The organism is Rubritalea tangerina (genome assembly GCF_042683245.1).
Classification (GTDB): domain Bacteria; phylum Verrucomicrobiota; class Verrucomicrobiia; order Verrucomicrobiales; family Akkermansiaceae; genus Rubritalea; species Rubritalea tangerina.
Genome location: NZ_JBHUJB010000043.1, coordinates 25,831 through 47,038 on the forward strand (window position 1 = coordinate 25,831; position 21,208 = coordinate 47,038).

Annotated in this window: 17 protein-coding genes; 5 read left to right on the forward strand and 12 right to left on the reverse strand. The window is 50.9% G+C overall.

Going from position 1 to position 21,208, the window contains the following annotated elements; all coding sequences use genetic code 11:
* Positions 1-68: 68 nt before the first annotated feature.
* The gene (locus ACFSW8_RS10385; protein WP_377090821.1) at positions 69-3,224 is read right to left on the reverse strand and encodes a UvrD-helicase domain-containing protein; all 3,156 of its coding nucleotides are present in this window, start codon (positions 3,222-3,224) and stop codon (positions 69-71) included.
* A gap of 18 nt (positions 3,225-3,242) precedes the next feature.
* On the reverse strand, positions 3,243-6,029 hold the full coding sequence (locus ACFSW8_RS10390; RefSeq protein WP_377178174.1) for a PD-(D/E)XK nuclease family protein: 2,787 nt from the start codon (positions 6,027-6,029) through the stop codon (positions 3,243-3,245).
* 118 nt (positions 6,030-6,147) lie between these two features.
* On the opposite strand from ACFSW8_RS10390, the gene ACFSW8_RS10395 reads away from it, so the two are divergent.
* Positions 6,148-6,498: a RidA family protein gene (locus ACFSW8_RS10395; RefSeq protein ID WP_377090818.1), complete on the forward strand. Its 351-nt coding sequence runs from the start codon at positions 6,148-6,150 to the stop codon at positions 6,496-6,498.
* 80 nt (positions 6,499-6,578) lie between these two features.
* Here the strand turns inward: ACFSW8_RS10395 and ACFSW8_RS10400 are convergent, their stop codons facing one another.
* Positions 6,579-6,986 carry a heavy-metal-associated domain-containing protein gene (locus ACFSW8_RS10400; RefSeq protein ID WP_377090817.1) on the reverse strand — a complete coding sequence of 136 codons (408 nt, stop codon included), beginning with the start codon at positions 6,984-6,986 and terminating at the stop codon, positions 6,579-6,581.
* Positions 6,987-7,252: 266 nt separating this feature from the next.
* On the opposite strand from ACFSW8_RS10400, the gene ACFSW8_RS10405 reads away from it, so the two are divergent.
* Positions 7,253-7,915: an alpha/beta hydrolase gene (locus ACFSW8_RS10405; protein WP_377178176.1), complete on the forward strand. Its 663-nt coding sequence runs from the start codon at positions 7,253-7,255 to the stop codon at positions 7,913-7,915.
* A 9-nt stretch (positions 7,916-7,924) separates the two neighbouring features.
* On the opposite strand, the gene ACFSW8_RS10410 is transcribed toward ACFSW8_RS10405, so the two are convergent.
* Positions 7,925-8,722, reverse strand: coding sequence for a hypothetical protein (locus tag ACFSW8_RS10410; protein ID WP_377090815.1), 798 nt, complete (start codon positions 8,720-8,722; stop codon positions 7,925-7,927).
* A gap of 128 nt (positions 8,723-8,850) precedes the next feature.
* On the opposite strand from ACFSW8_RS10410, the gene ACFSW8_RS10415 reads away from it, so the two are divergent.
* Positions 8,851-9,303, forward strand: a complete 453-nt coding sequence (locus ACFSW8_RS10415) for a YiiD C-terminal domain-containing protein (RefSeq protein WP_377090814.1) — start codon at positions 8,851-8,853, stop codon at positions 9,301-9,303.
* 126 nt (positions 9,304-9,429) lie between these two features.
* Positions 9,430-10,095 carry a hypothetical protein gene (locus tag ACFSW8_RS10420; RefSeq protein WP_377090813.1) on the forward strand — a complete coding sequence of 222 codons (666 nt, stop codon included), beginning with the start codon at positions 9,430-9,432 and terminating at the stop codon, positions 10,093-10,095.
* 143 nt (positions 10,096-10,238) lie between these two features.
* On the opposite strand, the gene ACFSW8_RS10425 is transcribed toward ACFSW8_RS10420, so the two are convergent.
* The 4 genes from ACFSW8_RS10425 to nagZ form a co-directional block, all read right to left on the reverse strand.
* Positions 10,239-11,000 (reverse strand): succinate dehydrogenase/fumarate reductase iron-sulfur subunit, encoded by a 762-nt coding sequence (locus ACFSW8_RS10425; protein ID WP_377090811.1) that lies wholly within the window; start codon positions 10,998-11,000, stop codon positions 10,239-10,241.
* Between the two features lie 193 nt (positions 11,001-11,193).
* The gene (secA, locus tag ACFSW8_RS10430) at positions 11,194-14,322 is read right to left on the reverse strand and encodes a preprotein translocase subunit SecA (RefSeq protein WP_377090809.1); all 3,129 of its coding nucleotides are present in this window, start codon (positions 14,320-14,322) and stop codon (positions 11,194-11,196) included.
* Between the two features lie 88 nt (positions 14,323-14,410).
* Entirely contained in the window at positions 14,411-14,833 is a 423-nt protein-coding gene (gene mntR, locus ACFSW8_RS10435; RefSeq protein WP_377090808.1) for a transcriptional regulator MntR, read from the reverse strand.
* 32 nt (positions 14,834-14,865) lie between these two features.
* Positions 14,866-15,963, reverse strand: a complete 1,098-nt coding sequence (gene nagZ, locus ACFSW8_RS10440) for a beta-N-acetylhexosaminidase (protein WP_377091582.1) — start codon at positions 15,961-15,963, stop codon at positions 14,866-14,868.
* A gap of 101 nt (positions 15,964-16,064) precedes the next feature.
* Here nagZ and gpmI point away from each other — a divergent pair, with 101 nt between their 5' ends.
* Positions 16,065-17,600, forward strand: coding sequence for a 2,3-bisphosphoglycerate-independent phosphoglycerate mutase (gene gpmI / locus ACFSW8_RS10445; RefSeq protein WP_377090806.1), 1,536 nt, complete (start codon positions 16,065-16,067; stop codon positions 17,598-17,600).
* Positions 17,601-17,691: 91 nt separating this feature from the next.
* Here the strand turns inward: gpmI and ACFSW8_RS10450 are convergent, their stop codons facing one another.
* The 4 genes from ACFSW8_RS10450 to ACFSW8_RS10465 all read right to left on the reverse strand — a co-directional run bounded on the left by ACFSW8_RS10450 (position 17,692) and on the right by ACFSW8_RS10465 (position 21,025).
* A complete protein-coding gene (locus ACFSW8_RS10450) occupies positions 17,692-18,186 on the reverse strand; it encodes a hypothetical protein (protein ID WP_377090805.1) in 495 nt (164 codons plus the stop codon).
* Positions 18,187-18,197: 11 nt separating this feature from the next.
* Positions 18,198-18,935, reverse strand: coding sequence for an ABC transporter permease (locus ACFSW8_RS10455; RefSeq protein WP_377178178.1), 738 nt, complete (start codon positions 18,933-18,935; stop codon positions 18,198-18,200).
* Positions 18,932-19,705 carry an ABC transporter ATP-binding protein gene (locus tag ACFSW8_RS10460; RefSeq protein ID WP_377090802.1) on the reverse strand — a complete coding sequence of 258 codons (774 nt, stop codon included), beginning with the start codon at positions 19,703-19,705 and terminating at the stop codon, positions 18,932-18,934. Before ACFSW8_RS10460 ends, ACFSW8_RS10455 begins: the two co-directional genes overlap by 4 nt.
* A 132-nt stretch (positions 19,706-19,837) precedes the next feature.
* Positions 19,838-21,025, reverse strand: coding sequence for a hypothetical protein (locus ACFSW8_RS10465; RefSeq protein ID WP_377090801.1), 1,188 nt, complete (start codon positions 21,023-21,025; stop codon positions 19,838-19,840).
* Between the last annotated feature and the right edge of the window lie 183 nt (positions 21,026-21,208).

Consider the following 21,208-nt stretch of genomic DNA (forward strand, 5'->3'; position numbering starts at 1 on the left):
AGCATCTCTCGACACGGAATAGACGAATGGAGTGCTTCTAGTTGGTATGTGGCCTGTGTTGTGCCCATCTATGAGACGGGGATGTAGGTGTTAAGCTTAGTTGATAGAATCGTTGTAGTGACAGTGTTCGCAGGAATTTGATAGACGCTGGCGATGACGGCTGCGTAGCTCTCGAGCTGGGCTTTGTAGCGTGTTATTAATGTGTCAGCAGAATCAACAGAATCGGTTTTAAAGTCTAGGATTTCTACTGAGCTGACTTGATTAGTTTCATCACGGTGGACGAGGGCTCTGTCGATGACACCCGAGAACCATGTTCCATTCGAATCGATGGCTTCAATTGCTTGTTCGCGGAGGATTTCGGTTTGCGGGGCTGGGGCGAACCAATGTTGTGATTCAGGGAGGAGGATCGCTTGGCGAACGGCATTTGCAGCATCTGAATCGGGAAGTGTTAGGGCGTCATCGGCATGATTGATAGACTCGAAAAGTGCATGAACTTGATTGCCGAAGTCCATACCGGCTTGGTTTTTCCTAGAATTTCTCAGTTGGATCGATGTGGATTTTTCCTTTGAAGCCGTACGTCTACCTAAACGAGGGGTAGCAGGTGGGAGCAGCAATGGAGCGGCGTGTGGGTCAGTTGCTAGGTCCTGGATAGGGTAATCTGATAGCCAAGTGTCTGACCCTCGCTGATAGAGTAGGTGACCTGAAATCGAGTCGGCGATGGTATGCTCTGTTGTTTCGATATCTCCGATGGTCGAGCGAATCCAGCTAGCATCATTGAGCGGAGTGGTTGAGCGTGGAGGTGGTTTTAGGAAAAGGTAGAGTGAGCGAGCAGCACGTGTGAGTGCGACATAGAGGTTACATGCGCGCTCGTAGCAATTATTGGCTACCCAGTCATTGTATTGGAGGTTGAGTGTTTCGTCATTAGCTATGATTTCTTTGGCTGGTTTGTTGAGGAAATGAATTGGGAGGTGCTGATCATTTTCTTTGGTGAGCATGTCCATTCGGCTGACGGTGTCGTAGCTATTGCCGTCGAGTTCGGGGAGGAAAACGAGGTCGAATTCAAGGCCTTTTGATTTATGGATGGTCATGACCTGGATCGCTCCTTTGCCACTCTCTTCTCGGTGGGTTTGATTTACTAACATCCTGAGCCATTCTTCGAGAGTGCCGCCTTGGGAGTCGAATGAGCGGGCGGTATTGAGAATTTGTTCAAGGCGCATGGTCTGGAACTCACCGAGGACGAGATCGCGGGGGAGGTTTTGGTGTAATGCAATGATATGGGCAGCGACACCCTCTGAGCTTATCTGTTGTCTAGCAGTAGTAAATTGAAGCTCGGGTGAGTCACCAAATTGAGCAAGAGAGTGTGCGAGTGGAGAAGTGTCTACGTGTCTTCTCGCGAAAGCATCTGCTGGGTGAGTGAGGTAACGGAACCAATCTAACAATGCTAAACCAAATGGAGAGTCGGAGGCGATACTGACGGCGGCTTCTGCCTCGACAGGGAGGCCGGTGGATTCTCTTAAGAGGCTAGTGTAGTGTTGGACTTGTTTATTGGAGGTGACTAGGATGGCACAGCTGAGTCCACGTTGGATTGGGCTGAGTCGTTTCAATTCTTCAACGATGGCAAGTTCTTTTGGGCTATGTTGGTCTTCGGCTTTATCGCTAAATTGGTAGACGCGGACTTCGCCGTGGAGTTGCTTTGCGGCATGGTGGGTTTGGAATTTCCAACGTTGTTGGGTGGCATTGGGAAATGCAGTCATGCCAGGACTATCAGGAGAACAGATGAGGTTCACAAAATCTAGGACGACTTGGCTTGAGCGCCAGGAGTGGGACATGGTCCATTGCTTGAGTCGAGACCAGTCTTCTCGTAAGGTCATTTCGCGGAAGAGTCGGGGTTCTCCACCACGCCAGCCGTAGATTGATTGTTTGGTGTCTCCCACAACAAAGAGGCTACGGTCACCTTCATGGTCTGTGACGGACTCATTGATGACGGGTTCAATGACTTCCCACTGACGTCTGCTGGTATCTTGAAATTCGTCTAACATCCAATGTTTGAATTGGGAATCGAGTCGATAGGCGAGTTCATTAAAGCCAGTTTTTCTGGCTAGCACGGCATGTTGTTGGAGGAGGAGGGTGAGGTCAGCGAAGCTCACTCTACCTTGGGAGCGGCATTGTTTATTGTATTGGTTTTCGAAGGCTTTTACGACGGCCCAAATTCCTTGTGTACGTTTGAGAAACACATGAATTTCGCTATAGCGGATGAGTCGTTCGAGAGAGAGAAGGAGTTGTGTGAGCCTTTGTGGGAAGGTGATTTCTTTACGCGAATAGGTAAATGAGATTTCGAGAGTATTGGGGGGAAGGTTTTGTGTCCACTTGAAGAGGTTCTTTTTGATGGGATCAGGAAGTGGCGTGCCGGGTTGGTAGTCTGTGATAGAGGCTGCAAATGTTTGGAAAGTTTTGTTGAGGGTGGCGTGGCCGAGGCTTTCGGGAGTGGCGCTGAGGATATCTTGTTGGAGAGCAGCGAGCTTTGCAGGTGAAAATTTTGGCCAGGACTCTGAGTCATGCCATAGTGCTGGAGCATTTCCCCATGACTCGGGTGAGGGGCACTGAAGCAGTCTCTCATGGTGCTTGTTGACGAAATCTAGAATGGAGTCTCTGACTTTGGCTTCTTCATTTCCATAGTTTGCGACTGCGAATGCACTGAGGAAAAGGTCTCTTTGGCGTTGGTTCAGAGCACCACCATTCAGAACTTGCTGAAGAGTTTCTTCGCGTGCGAGAGCAAAACGATCTTCATCTAACATCTCAAAGCCGGCAAGGCCGAGTTCTGGGCCAAAGCTACTGACGAGGCGCGTAAAAAAGCTATCTAGTGTGCTGAGTTGGAGGCGGTCTAGCGAGTCGACGAGTTTAGCGAGAAGCTCACGGAAACGCTCCATATTGAGAGCTGGGAGCACGGGTGGGATGGTGAGTTCTGGCTGTTGTGAAGAGGGGTCTCCGAGGAGTGTGGGAGTGATTTCCTGAGAAAGTTTATGGGCTTCATTTTCTGAGGTGGCTGCGAGTGCCAAGCGGTTGAGGATGCGACGGGTGAATTCACCGGCAGCTTTACGAGTAAAGGTTAGGGCGATAAGGTCAGCTGGTTCCTCTCCGAGTGCGAGCAGGGCGATGAAGCGGTTAGAGAGCTGGAATGTTTTACCTGAGCCAGCAGAGGCTTCGATGAGAAGGCTAGAGAACATATGAATGTGAGTTGTAAGTTATAGATCAAATGCGTGCTCTAAGCCTTCTGGTGATAGGGCGGCGAAGTCATCCCAGCTGGTTTGGGCGCTGGTGAGTTGGCGGATTGGGAATTGATTATTCTGAATGGCTAGAATGGCATTATGTGTCCATTCCATGGCTGAAGCATGGAGGGTATCATCGTATTGGTTCCAGACTTGGAGTCCCGTGGAGGCAGCGGCTGCTGGGAAAGCGACATAGGCGAGTTCGGGTAATTCTGTCAGGGCAAAGTGTTGTTTAACGAATTCGGCGTAGAGTGGGAGCTGTAGGTTTCGCCAGCGTCGTTCACTTCGGGCGCGTTTGGAAGCGGGAGGCAGGAGCTCGCCGTAGTTATGGTTAGGATGGTCGAAAGTTCTGGCGTTTTCGAAATGTTCTTCGCTAGGTTTTTTTAGCTTCTTGGAGGTTTTATAATCGATGACGCGCCACTTGCCGGATTCTTCATGGACATCGATGCGGTCGACACGCATACGGACGGGGGTATTGGCGACTTGCCATGGGATTTCGTTATCAGAAGTACCGACAGCGAGTTCGACGTGATGGATTTTCCAGCCCTCGCGGCGCATGGCAGCTTGTTGGGCTGCGAAGGCGTGGAGGCGTTGTTGAGCGCTTTCTTTTTGAATGCTGAGTGGGAGGCTGGTTTGTGAGCCGTATGTTTTATTGAAGGTGTCTTCGAGTAAGGTATCGAAGGCGTGTATCACGTCTATTTCCTCGGAGAGGTCGCGCATTGAGGGGTCGAGGCCGAATCGTTCTAAGACATCGTGAATGAGGTTACCAAATTGTGCGGCATCGAGCTCTTGTGCATCGAATGTCTCACGTTGGAAACCCTCGATTTGTTTGAGGTAGAAGCGGAATGGGCAGTGGAGGAAGTCACGGAGGCGGCTGGGGCTTATGGTAAGGGTTTTATTTTCAGGCCATGCGGGTGGGTGGGGGAGAGAAAGTTTCCAGGAGCCAGGGTGGTATGCGGGCAAGAGTGATTTTGATTCGAGCGATTCATTGAAGCAATGTTGGACGCGAGCGGGAAGTTCGTGAGACGGGCAGCGCATGAGGAGACGGCTGGCTTGGCGTTCTTCACCCGATGGGGAGGTTTGGCACAAGAAGACTTTGGTGGAGCCTGAATCTGCTCTAGAACTTAGCATATTGCTGAGAAGGTAGGCGTCACGAGACTCTAACTGCTTTCGGCTGTAGAGGCCAATGTGTTGGCGTAGTGACTCGGGGAGAAAGCCGTCATCGTGTGGCCTCTCGGGTACATGTCCTTCGTGGAGCCCTAGAATGCGGAGGTTTGGTTCTTGGCTAAAGGGGATTTCTAGCCAACCGAGTTGATCGATGGCTGAACCAGATCGGTCATTTTGAATTTTGACTCCTTCGGAAGCGTTAAGAACGAGGTCGAGTGCGTGGTGGGTGCTGAGAGACTGTTTATGGAGCTCTAAGTTTTTGATGGCGGTAATGGCTTCTAAGAATGTTGGGACCCATTCGTCGGGGAAGCTGTGCGCATTTTCAATTTTATCAAAGAGGGCTTCTAGCGCGATGGACGCGGGGGCGTTTTGAGCATTGACGAGTTGGGCTTGAAGTTCGGTTAGAACCTCTTTTAGTTCTCCGTTAGCACAGCGGATAGCGTGGCTTAAATTTTGTGGGAGAAAGTGTTTGTTGAGAGAATCAACACTTTGGGAAATGGTCGCGTGGTTTTTGAGGCTGGTGAGGATGCTGCTGGACTCGGGAGCTTTAAGCAAGCTGGGGATGGGGAGGAAATTATTAGAGTTTGCGAGGGCTCTGCGGTAGAGGTTAAGGAATGCCCAAAGTCCTGTGTGGCTGAGGGGGGTACCATCTGGGTCAAAGCTAGGCCAACCGGCCGAGGCTATTTTATCACTGAGAAGTGGCGAGAGAGCGGAATCTGTTACTGCTAGAGTGATAGAGTCTGAGCTATGCGATGTTAGCTCTGAGAGAAGGCTGTCCACGGCTTCTAGGCTTGTTGCACTTACAGAGATGTGCTCAGCGGCGGGTTGGGGAATGTGAATAGGGCATTGGGCCCAATACTCAGGAGTCGGCACTCCCCAGAGCGAAAAGGTTTCTGCTAGAGACTCATCAGCTTGGATTAAGATTTCTACTGGGATAGATGATTGGCTAAGTGCGAGCTGAGCGAGAACGGGAAGATCGGGGACTCCGAGGATAATGATAGAGGAGACTCCTTGGGGGGGCTGCCAATGAAGTGCGGCTTGGCGTTTGGCGTCTGCTGGGCAGGATAGGTTTCGGTTGGAGAGTAATTCAATGACCTGTTGGTCGAGTTCTGCGAGTTGTTTCCAACGGTCAGGTTCTTCGCTCGCTTCAGCAACTTGGGTGAGGGAGTGGTTGACGTTGGTGATTTCGGTTTTGAGTTTAGTGAAGCGTGTTACGGCTTTCAGAGCCCAGTTGAAATCACGGTCTACATTATCGAGTTGGGGGAAGAGTGCGTCGAGGTGTTCGAGTGGGTGGCGCATGAGCACTTCCGCCCAGGCATGCCACCATTCGATTTTTGTGGCAGCGTTAGCCTGTGCTAGGGGACGGAAGAGGACATCTGGGGTTACGACTGAAGGGGCTAGGATGGCTCTGCCTGCGTGTTCGGGAAGTGATTGGCGAAGTTGGCGTCCTGAGTGAGCTGTAGGTACGAGGACCATGCTGTCTTTAAGATCTTCCCCTTTTGAAAGGAGGTATCTAGCGGCTGATACTAACAAGGGAGTAGCAGGATCTAGAAGTCGGCGGGTGCAGATGGCGGGAGTAGGGATGAGCTCAGGCATTAAAGTGGCTAGTGGGTGGTCATCTCACGATGTTCGTCGCAGGTTAGGACAAAGTCTGGTGTGGATGCAATTGTGAATCAGGCTGGCAATTTTAATAGCTAGGGCCTAGAAGCGACGCATGTCTATTGAACGTCAAGAAATCAAGCAGAGGATGAGTCGGATTGTGAAGCACAATGGTACGATTTATCTCTGTGGGCAGGTTTGTGCTGATGCTAGTAAGGGGATTGAGGAGCAAACTCAAACAATGTTAGACAAGGTGGATGCTTTGTTATTACAGGCGGGTTCAGATCGCGAGCATATGTTATCTGCCACGGTGTACATCAGAGACATGAAGGATTTTGCGGCAATGAATGCGGTTTGGGATGCTTGGGTGCCAGAGGGGCACGCTCCGGCGCGTGCTTGTGTAGAGGCGCGAATGGCGCGACCTGAGCTGCTGGTAGAGGTCTCGGTGATTGCGGCTGAGAAGTGAAACGCTATGGAGCTCAAAAAAAAGCGCATTAGTCGAATGACCAATGCGCTTTTTTTAAAATTGAACGATGATGGGAGTGATTAGCTCTTTTTCTGTTCTGGTGTGATTTTGAAGCCAGCTTTAGTGATGGTTTCTTTGACTTGGTCGGCAGTAGCACCATCGCTGAGAACGACATCAACGCAGCCCGACTTGTGGCAAACTTTCTTCACCTTCACGCCTTTGACAGCAGCAAGAGCGGTAGTGAGCTTTTTGGAGCAACCTCCGCAAGTCATGCCGGAGACATTAAAGTGTGTGGTATTTGCTGCGACAGCCTTTTCGCTATCGCACTTATCGGCGCATTCAGTTTCACACTTTTCCTCACAAGCCGCGGCTTTTTGGGAGTCGCATGCAGTTTTGCACTTTTTGGAAGTTGCGCATTGTTCCGCTTGAGCGATGCCGGCAAAGCTAACCATGGCTGATGCGGCGAGTAGGGTCATTTTGATCTTCATAATATGTGTCTTTCGATTTTCATTGAGGTGCGCACTGCATATTTAGCAGGCACACATACTAGGAGGGTGCGGATCGTATGCTTATTCCGAGAAGATGTAAAAAAAATATTTCTAATGGGATGGGGGCAAATACGATTATATCGATGATAGCATCAGAAGAATCGATTTTCAACGGGGCTTTAATTGACTAAGCTACGATGGTAATGAAGAGAGAGAGGAATCGGGATGCATTTCCATGGGAGCAACTAGGGGTGTTGAGAATGCCCATGCCGTGGCACAAAGCAGAGCTGAGAGGGGATGGTCGGGAGTTGGTAATTTGTTTACATGGTTTATGGAGGAGCAAGTGGGCGATGGAGCCTATTGCACGACAATGCATCAAATCTGGTTTTAGTTGTCTCAACGTTCCCTATCCTTCATTTAAGGAATCATTGGGTGAGATGGTTGAGCGTCTTGATGGGATTGTTAGAAAAGAAGGTGCTGGTTATGAAAAGGTACATCTAGTGACTCATTCTTTGGGGGGCGTAATTGCGAGGCGGTATTTAGAGACGTGTGAGCACAGTCGATGTGAAAAGGTGTTGATGATAGCGCCACCACTGCACGGGAGTAAGATTATTGATTGGTTAAGTGGTTCACCTCTGAGAAAAGTGTTAGGTCCTGCTGGTGAGTTTCTCTCAACAGAATCGATGGCCCACGAGTCTGGTGTCATTGCGCACGATGTGAATGCTGCGGTGATCATGGGAGATCGGGTGAAGATTCCTTTATTACATCACGTGATTGATGAGGAGAGTGACGGTATTGTACGAGTGGATGCGGGGAGAGTTGGAGGTTTAAGCGACTTTAAGGTCGTGCATGCCGATCACACCTTCATCACATCGCACCCAGATGTGTTAGAGTCGGTAGACTGTTTTCTCAGGCGTGGGAAGCTATAGGCGGTGTGCTTATGATTGTTTACCGTGGGCTTTATCGCGTTGGCGTCTGAGGTATTCCATGTAGCGTCTTTTAGCGATGAGGTCGCGGTCCATGGAGGGATTGATAAAGGGGTTGTTATCTCCGAATTTCGACCAAGGTCCTTTGGGGACATTTTCGAAGTCGATAAAGCGCCAGTGGACTTTGCCACCAGATTTTAGTCCGAGGTAGTCGCGGACAGCGGGTGAGACATCGATGCCGGCGCCATTATTTTTTTTATTTTTGGGGCGGGCGTTTCCGAAGACGTAACGCCAGTCGTCGGTACAAAAGGGGCCGCAGTCTTCCCATTGGGCGTAGCAGACTTTCCGGCCGTGGACGATTTGGAGCCAGCGGCCTTTGAGGACAGTTTTTCCTGGTTTTGGTTGGTATTTATGGAACCAGGGGATGACTTTGGAGGCTTCTGGTTTGTGACGGCGCCAGTCGATGCGGTCGTTGTATGGGAGGGCGATGTAGAAGGGGTTTTGTTTTGGGCGGAAGGCTATGGGGCGGTATCCGTAGGTACGTGCCGCGGGATTGGGGTCGTCGAAGCCACCGTAGTTTTTTTCCCACTTTGTGTCCCAGGAACTGGCGTGGTTGGGGGTGGGGTTTTTGGCAGTGGGTTCTTCGCCAATCCAGAAGATCGTGGCAGTGATATTTTTTTTCCACGGGTAGCTTTGTTTTTGGAAAGGGTCGCGTGCAGCAGTGGGTGAGCTCAGTCTCTGCGCATGTGCGGCGCCGAGCAAAAGACTGGCCATGAGGAAGATGCGTAGTAATTGGAGCGGTTGATTCATAGGGTGTGGCAAGCGATTAAATCAATGATTGCGAGGTGAAGATAAATTATGGTGATAGTTAGATCAATATCAAATCCGAGCTGGGTAGATTCCACTGTCAAATGGGAAGATCTGACTTATAAGCGGTCATGGATTTGGGAGAAGTCAAAGCTTACGTACATGCGCACATCCCGATCACTGCGTGTTTAGAAGCGGATTTTACTGAATATTCTGGGGACGCCTTGGTTGTGGAGGCTCCCCTGGAGGCGAATATCAACCATCGTCATTCGGCTTTTGGTGGGAGCATGTCAGCGATAGGAATTTTATCTGGCTGGGGACTGCTATTTATCAAGCTTCGTGAATTAGGAATGGAGAATACATTGGTGATTCAGAGTTCGAGTTTTGAATTTGGCAAGCCAGCAGTGGCGTCTTTTCAGGCGGTAGCGAAGATTCCGAGTCCTGAGAAATTCGAACGATTTGTTAAGATGTTGAAGCGCAAGGGGCGAGCACGCTTAGGGGTTGAGTCGGAGATCTTCTGTGAAGGCGAGAAAGTGGGGGTACACAGAGGGGAGTATGTGGCGCTTTTGCTTGATCAATCTTGATAATAAAGCAGGAGGGGATGTGGTAGGCAAAAAAGGCATAGGCCTAGCATTAGGCGGCGTGATGGGTTTTTGAGTATACTCAGAAGTGGAGGGTGGGGCATGATGTTGGGCAATCATTTTATGCCTATGAAAGTGTTATTAGTTGCTACATTATTGTCGGGATCTGTGTTGGCTGGCAGTACGCGGATCGATGGGGATGGGGAGCGTGAGACGAATGTGTCGATTGACCAATCCTTTGGTGATTTTATTTCAGCGGAGCAGAGTGGTTTCAAGGTGACTGATGGAGGGACCCCTAACATTGGATTAAGTTGGGCTGGTGGGAGTTGGGAATATCACAAATGGGGTGGGTCTCCGTATGCAAAGGGGGCGGTGATGCAGATTGAGGGCGCCACGGTGGGGGCGCAGCACGTGTTACGTTTTGAGGTAAATGCCAGTGATTGTCAGCTCACCATTCATGGTTTCAATTTTATTGGGGATACGGAAGGGGATAGCTATGCCTACGATGTTGCCATAGTAAGGTCGAGTGACCGTGAGGTGGTTCACAGTCAGAAGTTTGGAGAATGGGTGACGGACCACGGCAAGGCATTTAGTGGCGCACCTCAGGTTGTGTTAGGTTTTGTAGGTGAGCCTGGCCAGAGTTATGAGCTGGTGTTGAAGCGCACTGGTGGTGAGGGGAACGCGCACAATTTAGCGATTGATAACATTCTCTATTCTCAGGAGCGAAAGAAGCTTTTCAAGGGGGAAGCGCTAGTAGGTATAGGCGGGATTACGGTGGGTACACGTACGAAGTGATTCCTAGTGTGATGTTGATAAGGAATGAGAGGGGATTGAAGCTTTTGGGGGCAGTACCCAGATGAGAAGGTCACCGTTGCACCCATAAAAAACGCCCACCAGCATTGAGCTAAGTGGGCGTTTTGTGAAATCGAGAGGTGCGATTAGCTGACGCCGTCTTTGACGGAAGCGAGGAGGTAGTCGCGGTTGAGTTTAGCGATATTATCGACGCTAATTTCTTTAGGGCAGACTGCTTCGCACTCGTACTGGTTGGTGCAATTACCGAAGCCTTCTTCGTCCATTTGTTTGACCATAGCGAGAGTGCGCTTGGTTTTTTCAGGTTGGCCTTGGGGAAGTTTATTGAGGTGTGCGGCCTTGGCTGAGACGAAGAGCATAGCGGATGCATTCTTACAAGCTGCGACACAAGCACCACAGCCGATGCAGGCAGCAGCGTCAAATGCTTCATCAGCGATCTTTTTCTCGATCGGCATGGAGTTGGCGTCCGGAGCAGATCCAGTACGCACGTCGATGAAGCCACCTGCAGACATAATGCGGTCGAAAGCACCACGGTCGGTGACGAGGTCTTTCACTACAGGGAATGCTTTGGCGCGGAATGGTTCGATCCAGATGGTTTCACCGCTCTTGAACTTACGCATGTGGAGCTGGCATGTAGTGATGCCTTGCTCTTTTGAGTGTGGGACGCCGTTGATTGTGAGCGAGCACATTCCGCAGATTCCCTCACGACAGTCGTGGTCGAAGTGGATGGGGTTGCCGCCTTCATTGATAACGCGCTCATTGACGATATCGAGCATTTCGAGGAAGGATGCTTCTTCAGGGATATCTTTAGCCTCGTAGGTTTCGATATGTCCGCGGTCGTTAGCGTTTTTTTGACGCCAGACTTTGAGTGTAAGATTGAGGTTGGCCATGTGTCTGTGTGTTTCTCAAGTGGGAATCTGAGCTCACCGACTTGAGGGGTTGTGTTTGAATTTGAGTAAAGAGGTGGTTGGACCGAATGCTTTCTGGCCTTCTATAAGGTGATAATGGGCTGAAAGAAAAGCCGGAAAGCACGGATTGATTAATTAATTTTGTGTGATGCTAACGATCGCCGACGTGGCGTGTTTATGCATCTGATTTTTTGGTATTTTTAAGTTGGATGGGTTTGCGCTTTGGCAGCTCGATTTTGACGGGTTTATCACTCTTGACGGGCTTGAGGGCGACGTCTTGTGAGGTCAGGACCTGAGCGAGGTTTGCGTCTGAGAGCTGTGGGACTTCGGGTTCATTGAGGTCCTGCGGCATGCTTTGGAGGAATTGCTCGAATTGGTCGAGGCTAGCAGTGGATCTAAAGAGGTTGTTGAGTGCATCCGCTTTGATGGAATCCATGAGTGTTTCGAAGAGTGCGTAGGCTTCATTCTTGTATTCGACCAAGGGATCTTTCTGGCCTTGAGCACGGAGGTGGACGCCTTCACGGAGGGCATCCATATTATAGAGGTGCTGTTGCCAGAGTCGGTCGATGGCGGTGAGGATGATTTGGCGCTCGAGGTGATCGAGGTACTCAGCGGGTTGGTCGGCGACTTTGAGTTCGTATGCTTTTTTGACTTCAGTGATGAGCCATTCGGCATTGTCATCGGCATTGCGGTCTTGGATGCCGCTCTCTTCCATGGAGAGGCCAAGAGGGAAGGTTGTGTTGATCCAGCCGAGGAGCTCGGTGTAGTCAGGGGCACCTTCGTCACGGTTTTCCATGTAGTCATAGACGGTGGCAGCGATCATTTCATCGATGATCTCAGTGAGCAGCTCACGTGGATCCTCTGAGGAGAGTACTTCGTTACGGTAACCGTAGACAACTTCGCGCTGCATGTTCATGACGTCATCGAAGTCGAGGACGCGCTTACGCCACTGGTAGTCGCGTTGTTCAACTCGTCTTTGTGCAGTTTCGATGGAGCGGTTGAGCCATTTGTGTTCGAGGGCTTCACCTTCCTCCATGCCGAAGCGTTCCATCATGGTAGTCATGCGGTCTGCGGCGGCGAAGTTACGCATGAGGTCATCTTCGAATGAGATGAAGAATTGTGAGAGACCAGGATCTCCCTGACGCGCACAGCGACCACGGAGCTGTCTGTCCACGCGGCGTGATGGGTAGCGTTCGCAGCCAATGACGTAGAGACCGCCCAGTTCAGGGACTCCTTCGCCGAGCTTAATATCGGTACCACGGCCAGCCATGTTTGTAGAGACGGTGACGGCACCTTTTTGGCCAGCACTTGCAATAATTTCAGCTTCCTGCTCGTGGAATTTGGCGTTGAGGACCTGGTGTTTGATCTTATTACGCTTGAGGAGGCGAGAGAGAGTTTCAGATGCGTCTACGGAAGCGGTACCAACGAGGACGGGTTGTCCGCGCTCCTGAGCTTCGGCGATTTTTTTGACGACTGCGTTGTATTTTTCGCGGCGGGTCTTGAAGACTTGGTCGTTATCATCGATGCGGGTATTTGGGCGGTTGGTGGGAATTGGCAGGACATCGAGGTGGTAGATGTCGTGGAATTCTGCGGCATCGGTTTCAGCGGTGCCGGTCATACCTGCAAGTTTTTCGTAGAGGCGGAAGTAGTTTTGGATGGTGATGGTGGCGTAGGTTTGTGTTTCACGTTCTACGGTCACATTTTCTTTCGCTTCGATTGCTTGGTGGAGGCCATCGGACCATCTGCGTCCGGCCATTTTTCGGCCGGTTTGTTCATCGACGATGACGACTTTATTTTCTTCGATGACGTACTCGACATCTTTCTCGTAGATACAATAGGCCTTGAGAAGCTGTGAGATGGAGTGCATTTTTTCGCCTTGTTGGTCGAGGCGAGTTTGGAGTGATTCTTTACGGGCGGCTTTATCTTCGTCGCTGAGGCCGGCATCGGCGTCGATGTCGACGTATTCTTCTGCGAGGTCGGGAAGGACGAAGGATTCGCTATCGTTCGGGTCGAGGAAGTTACGGCCGAGGTCCATGAGGTCGGCGTCGTGGCCTTTTTCATCGATGGTGTAGAAGAGTTCTTCCTTGATGGCGTAGAGGTCTTTTTTCTGCGCATCTTGGTACATGTCGAGCTCGGTTTTCTCGATCAAGCGGCGGGTGTCAGGCTCTTGCATGAAGCGAGCGAGTTGCTTGGAGCGTGGCTGGCCGAGTTTGATTTTGAAGAGTGCGCGACCGGCGGCTTCATCATCGCCATTTTCGAGAGCTTTTTTGGCTTCTTCGGCGAGTTCGTTACAGAGCACATTTTGTTTTTTAACGAGTGCTTCGATCCCACCTTTGTAGACATTGTACTGCTCAGTATTTGAGATGGTGGATGGGCCTGAAATGATCAATGGGGTACGGGCTTCATCGATCAGAATGGAATCGACCTCATCGATGATGGCGAAGTAGTGGCTGCGCTGGACTTGTTCGTCACGGGAGGAGGACATGCCGTTATCGCGCAGGTAGTCGAATCCGAATTCAGAGTTGGTACCGTATGTGATGTCGCATTCGTATTGAGCGCGGCGGTACTGAGGCGGTTGTTGGTTTTGGATACAGCCGACAGTGAGCCCTAGGTAGGAATAGAGGGCGCCCATCCATTCGGAGTCACGCTGGGCGAGGTAGTCGTTTACAGTGACGACGTGTACACCGAGACCAGTAAGGGCATTGAGAAAGACGGGGAGCGTACCGACGAGGGTTTTACCTTCACCCGTTTGCATCTCAGCGATCATGCCATTGTGGAGGGCGATACCGCCGATCAACTGGACATCGAAGTGGACCATGTTCCACTCGATTTGGTTGCCACCGAGGTTAATGCTACGACCGCACATACGGCGTGCGGCATTTTTTACGACGGCATAAGCTTCGGGAAGGATTTGCTTGAGGTAGGTGTCGCGCTTGGCGGTGAAATCGTCTTCGATGTCTGAGAAAGCGGCTTTTGCGGCTTCGATAGATTCGGGTGATGCTTCAACAGTAGGGAGCGAAGGGTATTCGTTGCGTAGGGCTGAGAGGCGAGTTTCAAGGACTTCAGCGAGGCTGCTGAGGGCATCTTGGTCGAGAGATTCGACAGTACGCTTGGTTGGGGCGTCGAGTGGGAGGTAGCGGTGGAGGTGGTGTTGCCATGCGGTAACTTTGGCAAGCACAGTGGCTTCTGACTCGTTTTGCAGTGCCTCCTCGATTTCGTTGATTTTGGCAACGATTGGGTTCATGCGCTTAATCTCGCGCTGGTTCTTATTGCCGACGATTTTTTGGAGAATCCATTTAAGCATAGCTATCTGCCCGGATTTGAATGATGGGCGGGAAGCTGCATACACCCGTTAGCCTCGATAGGCAAGGGACTTTGTGTCTCAGGGAGGCTTAAATTTTCTTTCTCAGGCGCGTGAGGAGCTCGTGGTTGGACTTGAGCTCATCGACGAGTGCGGTGATGACGCCGAGGGTGGCTTTGGAAACGTGGTGTTCCATGCCTTCGACATCGGCGTAGATGGTCTCTTCATCGATATCGAAGAGGCGGAGGAATTCGGTGAGTGCAGCGTGTCGCTCGATGATGGCGTTTGCGATTTCGTGGCCTTTATCGGTGAGGATGGTGCCGCGGTATTTCTCGTGTTTGACGAGGCCCTCGGAATCGAGTCGGCGCAACATGTTGGTGACGGAGGCTTGAGAGATGCCGAGATTTTTTGAGATATCGATGGGGCGGGCGTAGCCTTTTTCCTCGATGAGGTTGAGGATTTGTTCGAGGTAGTCGTCCATGGCGACTGAGCCAGAGGTGCGATTGGAGCTCACGGTAATTGGGTCTAGGAATTGAGAAAAGGAGATTAGTAGTCTTCGACGGGGCTGCGTGAATTTGCGATCGAGTCATGTTGGTCACGGGCAGCCTCTTCACCGAGTGTTTCGATGCGCAGCTCCATGATTTCGTCATTGAGTTTGTCCCAGCGATCGCGGCTGAAAGCAATGGTTTTTGCGAGCTTTTTTTTCAATTTACGGATACGTTTGAGTGAGTCATCGATGGCATAGGGGGAGAGTTCTTGGAGGGATGCGAGGGCTTGTTCAGCTGTATCTGTTTGATGGCAAATCATTGCCATGTCGTTACCGGCTTCGATTGCCATTTTCACATCAGGTCCACGGCCGTAGGTATTGATGATTGCTCCCATATCGAGGTCGTCGGTCATGACGACACCTTTATAGCCGAGTTGGTCCCGTAGGAGTCGGGTCACGACGTTGCGGGAGAGGGAGGCCGGGAGGCCTGGGGTATCTGGGTCAAGCTCGGAGAAATGGGTGTGGCAGGTGAGGATGGCACTGAGTTCGCTGCCAAGGGCTGTGTAGGGGAGGAGGTCGCTTTGGAGCATTTCTTCCTTGGTTTTATTCGAAGTAGGGAGTTTATGGTGTGGGTCGACATCGGCGAGTCCGCAGGAAGGAAAGTGTTTACCGCAGCCATGTACTTTAGTGCGGATGAGGTTGCGGTTATAGACCCCGGCATTGTTAATGACTTCTTGTGCGTCGCGGCCGTAGCAACGGCCTCGTAGCGCATTGTCGGCATCTGGCATATAGCTGATGTCGAGGACGGGGGCTAGGTTCATGTTGATCCCGAGCTGGGTGAGGACGAGGCCGGTGAGGATACCGTGCCAGGCGATGAGGTCGGGTTTACCGGATTGTGCAAGTTGTTCGGCTGAGGGTGGGGTGTTGCCGATTTCTTTGGTTCGGGTGACGCGGCCCCCTTCTTGGTCGATAGCGATGATGGGGGGGATATCGCAGAGGTCTCGCAATGAATCGGTGAGAGCGCGGACCTGCTCTGGTGAGTGGATATTACGACCGAAGAGCACGAAGCCGCCGGGCTGGATCTTACTTAGGTAGTGGATTTCATTGCTAGAGAGTTCGTATCCTTTGATGCCGAGGAGCAGGAGTTGGCCGTGCATGGGCGCAGATTGGAGTGTCTGGAGACAAGAGGCAAGAGGCAAGTAGGGGATTTACAGTTCCCAGTTGCCAGCAGGGCGTAATGAATTTATAAGCCGCGTCTATGGCCAAGAAACCAGTAGTACTTATTATCCGTGATGGCTGGGGTGTGAACCCTGGTGGTCAGGAAACTGCCGAACAGGATGGCAATTCAACATTGCTAGCGAATACCCCATTTCATGACAGCTTATTAAGCACTTACCCGAAGGGCTTCGTGAGTGCCTCAGGCATGGATGTGGGTCTGCCTGATGGGCAGATGGGCAATTCTGAAGTTGGGCATCTTAACTTGGGAGCGGGCCGCATTGTATACCAGAGTCTCACGCGTATCAACAAATCCATCGATGATGGTGAGATGCCAAATATTGAGGCATTGAAGCGAGCTTTTGAAAAAGCAAAGGGTGGCACGTTGCACTTTATGGGGTTGGTATCGGATGGAGGGGTGCACAGTCACCAAGATCATCTAGCAGCTTTTGTTAAGGCCGCTGCTGAGGCTGGAGTGAAGAACATCTCGATCCACGCAATCACTGATGGACGCGACACGTCTCCAACTGGTGGGGTAGACTACCTTAAGAAATTAGAGGCAGATATTGAGGGGACTGGAGCGAGAATTGTGACTGTAGTGGGACGCTATTATGCGATGGACCGCGACACGCGATGGGAGCGTAACAAGTTGGCCTGGGATGCTATTGTGTTAGGTCGAGGTAAACAATTTGATGGCAAAGCGAGTGAGGCACTTGCTGCGGAATATGAGGCGGGCGAGACTGACGAATTTATCAAGCCTATCATTTTGGGCGATGCGGACCAACAGCGCGTGGATGATGAGGATGTTGTCTTTTGGTTTAACTTCCGTGCGGACCGTGCGCGTCAGTTGTGTAATGCATTTTTAAATGGGGAGGCTTTTGTCGCTTTTGACAAGGAAGTGCATCCCAAGCCGCATTTCCTCACGCTCACTGAATACGATGAGACATATGAGTGCGACGTAGTCTATCCGTCCTCGAGCATGAAGAATGTGTTAGGTGAGGTGGTTGCTGATGCGGGATTGAGTCAATTGCGCATTGCTGAGACTGAGAAGTACCCGCATGTGACCTATTTTTTCAATGGTGGTGCTGAGACGCCATTTATGGATGAAGACCGCCAGATTGTGGCCTCTCCGGCGGTTGCGACTTATGACCTTCAGCCTGAGATGAGTGCTCCGGAGGTGACTGAGACATTGGTGAAGCGTCTGAAGGATTACGACATGGTTATCCTAAACTTTGCGAATCCAGACATGGTGGGGCATACAGGCATCGTGGAAGCCTGTAAGAAGGCATGTGAGACGATCGACCAAGGGGTGCAGGCAGTGGTTGAGGAGACCTTAAATCTCGGAGGTAAGGTGCTCATTACGGCTGACCACGGTAACTGTGAGAAGTTGATCAATGCTGACGGATCTCCTCATACGGCGCATACGACGAATTTGGTGCATGCTATTTATGTGGCCGATGACCATGAGGCTGTGAAGGTCAAGGATGGGATCCTTGCGGACGTTGCGCCTACCTTGCTTGACATGTTAGGGGTGGAGAAACCTGAAGAAATGACAGGTTCGACCTTACTTGAAAGGTAGGGAGGATAGTTATTCAAGTAAGCCCAGTTGTGAGAGTTCGCAACTGGGCTTATTTTTTATGCCCGCCTGGCGGTAGTTGGCGGTGGCTCTTTCAAGACTTTTTCATTTTATCTGACTCAGGGTTTCTGAGGCTATCTTCAAGGATCATGTACCATGGTGAGGTGGGGGTGTCTCTGCTGTAGAAGAGCATGAGTTCTCTGGTGATGATATTTTCTTGAGCGAGGAGCTTTACTTTGACTCGCATTTTGACGCGTCCGCGCAGCTTGCTTGAGTCTAACTTAGCGAAGACGGGTTCGTATTCCATGATATCCATGGCCTCAGGTTTGACTTTGAAGAGGCGGTGGATAAGGAAGGGGATGTCGACAGTGGACTGGAGCTCAGGGTGGTGGTAGCTAGCAGCATTCTGATAGTCTTTGAACTCGATATCTTCCATGAACTTCATCGAAATCGAGCGCAATTTTTCTTTGTCACCTCCGAGTTTGAGAAACGCTGGAGCGGGGAAAGCCCCACCGGAGAGGTGCACGGCCGCAAAGTAACTCGCAGTGAGCCCTAGCAGAGCTAGGAGGAGTAGAAGCTTTTTTTTCATGGAGTTCAGGGTCAGGTCGATTTTGTAAATTTTAGGCTGAGCAATGAGAGTAAACCTAGTGCTATGGGGAAGGTTGTTAGGGCGACGAGGTTGGTGGCAACTGTGAACCAGGAGGTAGTGGGGGCGGCGAGTTGGAGAAATGAATCGTATGCCCAACGCACGGGCATGAGTTTTTCTGCAATCGCCATGGTTTTTCCGAAAAGGTGTGAGGGGACAGCGATTTCTGAGAAGAGTATTTGTGGGATGATCAGTATAGGGACGGAGAGGACGGCTCGTTCTTGGTTTCCAGCAAATGAGGAGATGGTGAGGCCTAAGCCAACCCCAGCAATAGAGCAGAACCAGAGAGTGATGATTTGGATGACGAAGGGGCCAGGGAGGGCTAGTTGCCATTCAACAGCCATTAAGAGGAGGCTCACTTGGCAGAGTGCTAGGATGGAGAGAACTTGAAACTTTGAAAGCAAGTAGGCGAGAGAGGATAGCCCGAAGAGGCTTTCACGTTGTAGGATAGCACGTTCTTTGACGATTTCACGGCAGGCGTTAACTGCACCGAACCAGACAGAGCTGAGGCACAGGACGAAGTAGAGCATTGGGGATACTGAGCCCAGCGAGCCCCAGACGACGGTGCACAGCCAGCCTATCAGAGGGGCTTGAAGAATAAGGAGTAGGACGCTTTTGAAGTCGCCGAGCAGACAATCCCAATAGCGTTCGGTGAGGATGCGTTTTTGTCTTTTTGTTTCGGGACTGATCATGGGGACGGAGGCCATTGTTTACTCCAGTGTGAGACGGGGTGTTTATCGAGAGCTTTAAAAATGTCGACGAATTCGTTTTGTTGGAAGTGATCGAGTGTTTTTTGAGGTGAGCCTGAGAAGATGAGGTGGCCTTGCATCAGCATGACGACTTGGTCGCAGAGCATGATACTCTCCATGGCATGTGTGGCTACGATGATGGTGCGTTTCTTTTCTGTGAGTTGTGCGAAGAAATGCATCATTTTGGACTCAAGGTTAGGGTCCAAGCCACTGGTGGGTTCATCAAGGATTAGGAGTTCAGGGTTTGTTAGAAGTTCTAGCGCCAGTGAAACTCGTTTTCTCTGGCCGCCTGAAAGTTTGTTGATTTTGAGGTTCTTTCGCTCTGTTAGGTCAACTTTTTGGAGGATGTCTTGTATTATTTGTTGCCTTTGGTCCTGTGAGTCATTGGGGAGTCTGAGTTGAGCGGCGTAGTCTAGTTCTCGTTCGACTGTGAGGTGTTGGTGGAGTTGGTCGTGTTGTGGTACGTAGCCAAGTGGGCCGGCTTGACTGGGTGGTTTAGCATTGAATGTGATAGAGCCGCGGCTTGGGGATTTGAGGCCAAGGATGCAGCGCATGAGGGTGCTCTTGCCAGCACCTGAGGGGCCGATGAGAGCGACGAGTTGGCCGGGGTCGAGGTCTAGGCTAATTTGTGAGAGAATGCGGGAGTTGCCGATGGTGACTGAGACTGACTGTAACTTGAGTCCATTTTTGTGGGTGTCAGCTATATCGGGCATAGGTGGAGAGTGTGTGGGATTAAACTATCTGGCTACGACAAAATTGGGGAGGGATTATAGTGGGGTATAAAAAAGGCCTAGCAGCTGGAGCTGCTAGGCGCAATAGAATGGGAGGGGATGAGAGGGGGCCAGTTACTTCGTTTCGAGAAGCTTGAGGCCTTCTTTCATTTGTTCTTCAATATTTTTGACATTACGCTCTGAAAGGAGGATGCCGTTAGCGTCTGTGGAGATGACTTGGGCCATACCGGTTTGCACTTTATTGAGCTGTGCAAGAGCGAGGTCAATCTGTTCATTTGCTTCATCACCAGCTTCGTCGAGCATGCCTTTGGTTTTGAGTTCACCGAGGGCATTGAAGAGGAAGTTAGCGAAGCCTTTGGAGACGTAGGTCATGGAGACACCGTCTTTAGGTAGGCCTTCCATTGTTTTCTTATAGTCTTCGCTTTGAGCGAGAGTATTTTGTCCGCTACTGCTTTTCTTGAGGAATTCTGGGGAGCTAGCAACCCAGATTTGGTCTTTATTTTTATCCACTGAAATCACAGGTGAGTATCCCATGAAGTTAGCGCTCATTTCGGCAGGCAATGTGTAGGTGGTGACGCCGTTGGCTTCAGCTTTTTGGAATGGAAGGCCGGTGCCGCCGATGGCTTGAGCTCCAACTTTTGCCCATGTCCAGGCTGCGCCGTCGATGCGGCCGACGATATGTGGTTTATTGAACTCACCGACTGGGGTAGGGAGTTTTTCATTTTCGTCGAGGTCGATGACGAGGTTGAGGCGGAGGTCGAGTTTTTGGAGTAGCTCGGAGGTAGTCATTTCCATCATTGGGACGGGGCTTTCCATTTGAGCTTTGAAGTCTGCTTTGTCTTCATCAGTAGCGGCTTTAGCCATGACACTGCTGACAAGAGGCTCTAGGTTAGAGAGGTTCAAGCTGAGCTGGAGGGCGAGATCGGATCCAGCTGGAGCCATGTTAGGGACTGATAGGCCCTTATGTTTGGTATCAAGAAGGAGCTTGAGGGCGCCTTGGTTGTCACCGCCATTGTTGAGGTGGATTTTGTTGATCCATTCAGTTCCTTGAGGGGTAGAGGATTGAGCGTACTTAGAAATGTTACCGAGGCCGAGAGCGTTGAAGAGGTCCTGTGCTTTGACATCTTCTGGGAGGTCGTCGGCATTTGCTTCGATGGCTTTTTCGGCAAGTTCGAGGTAATCGGTGAATTTGCCTTCTTTGAAGTTGGCCGCTTTAGTATCGACGCCGTTGTCTTGGGCCATCAGTGGGCTGAGAGCAACAAGGCTGATGGTTGGTAGGAGGTAGATGTTTTGTGTTTTCATTGAGTTTGGTTACTTGATTATAGTATTTTTCAGACGACCAGAGTGCGTGTAGGCGACACCAGATGTAGAAGAATAATACTTGTTATAGTCTTCTGAATGTCCCTGATCTCAAGCAGAAAATGAGGCATGCTTTTGGCTGGATTGTGGGATAGGTGTGGGTGCCGGTGCATGTGGATGGTAGTG

What these genes read in the sequence shown, in the direction of transcription:
- ACFSW8_RS10385 (WP_377090821.1), bottom strand. Translation starts at nt 3,224, where the DNA reads ATGTTCTCTAGCCTTCTCATCGAAGCCTCTGCTGGCTCAGGTAAAACA.
- ACFSW8_RS10390 (WP_377178174.1), bottom strand. Translation starts at nt 6,029, where the DNA reads ATGCCTGAGCTCATCCCTACTCCCGCCATCTGCACCCGCCGACTTCTA.
- ACFSW8_RS10395 (WP_377090818.1), top strand. Translation starts at nt 6,148, where the DNA reads ATGTCTATTGAACGTCAAGAAATCAAGCAGAGGATGAGTCGGATTGTG.
- ACFSW8_RS10400 (WP_377090817.1), bottom strand. Translation starts at nt 6,986, where the DNA reads ATGAAGATCAAAATGACCCTACTCGCCGCATCAGCCATGGTTAGCTTT.
- ACFSW8_RS10405 (WP_377178176.1), top strand. Translation starts at nt 7,253, where the DNA reads ATGCCGTGGCACAAAGCAGAGCTGAGAGGGGATGGTCGGGAGTTGGTA.
- ACFSW8_RS10410 (WP_377090815.1), bottom strand. Translation starts at nt 8,722, where the DNA reads ATGAATCAACCGCTCCAATTACTACGCATCTTCCTCATGGCCAGTCTT.
- ACFSW8_RS10415 (WP_377090814.1), top strand. Translation starts at nt 8,851, where the DNA reads ATGGATTTGGGAGAAGTCAAAGCTTACGTACATGCGCACATCCCGATC.
- ACFSW8_RS10420 (WP_377090813.1), top strand. Translation starts at nt 9,430, where the DNA reads ATGAAAGTGTTATTAGTTGCTACATTATTGTCGGGATCTGTGTTGGCT.
- ACFSW8_RS10425 (WP_377090811.1), bottom strand. Translation starts at nt 11,000, where the DNA reads ATGGCCAACCTCAATCTTACACTCAAAGTCTGGCGTCAAAAAAACGCT.
- secA (WP_377090809.1), bottom strand. Translation starts at nt 14,322, where the DNA reads ATGCTTAAATGGATTCTCCAAAAAATCGTCGGCAATAAGAACCAGCGC.
- nagZ (WP_377091582.1), bottom strand. Translation starts at nt 15,963, where the DNA reads ATGCACGGCCAACTCCTGCTCCTCGGCATCAAAGGATACGAACTCTCT.
- gpmI (WP_377090806.1), top strand. Translation starts at nt 16,065, where the DNA reads ATGGCCAAGAAACCAGTAGTACTTATTATCCGTGATGGCTGGGGTGTG.
- ACFSW8_RS10450 (WP_377090805.1), bottom strand. Translation starts at nt 18,186, where the DNA reads ATGAAAAAAAAGCTTCTACTCCTCCTAGCTCTGCTAGGGCTCACTGCG.
- ACFSW8_RS10455 (WP_377178178.1), bottom strand. Translation starts at nt 18,935, where the DNA reads ATGATCAGTCCCGAAACAAAAAGACAAAAACGCATCCTCACCGAACGC.
- ACFSW8_RS10460 (WP_377090802.1), bottom strand. Translation starts at nt 19,705, where the DNA reads ATGCCCGATATAGCTGACACCCACAAAAATGGACTCAAGTTACAGTCA.
- ACFSW8_RS10465 (WP_377090801.1), bottom strand. Translation starts at nt 21,025, where the DNA reads ATGAAAACACAAAACATCTACCTCCTACCAACCATCAGCCTTGTTGCT.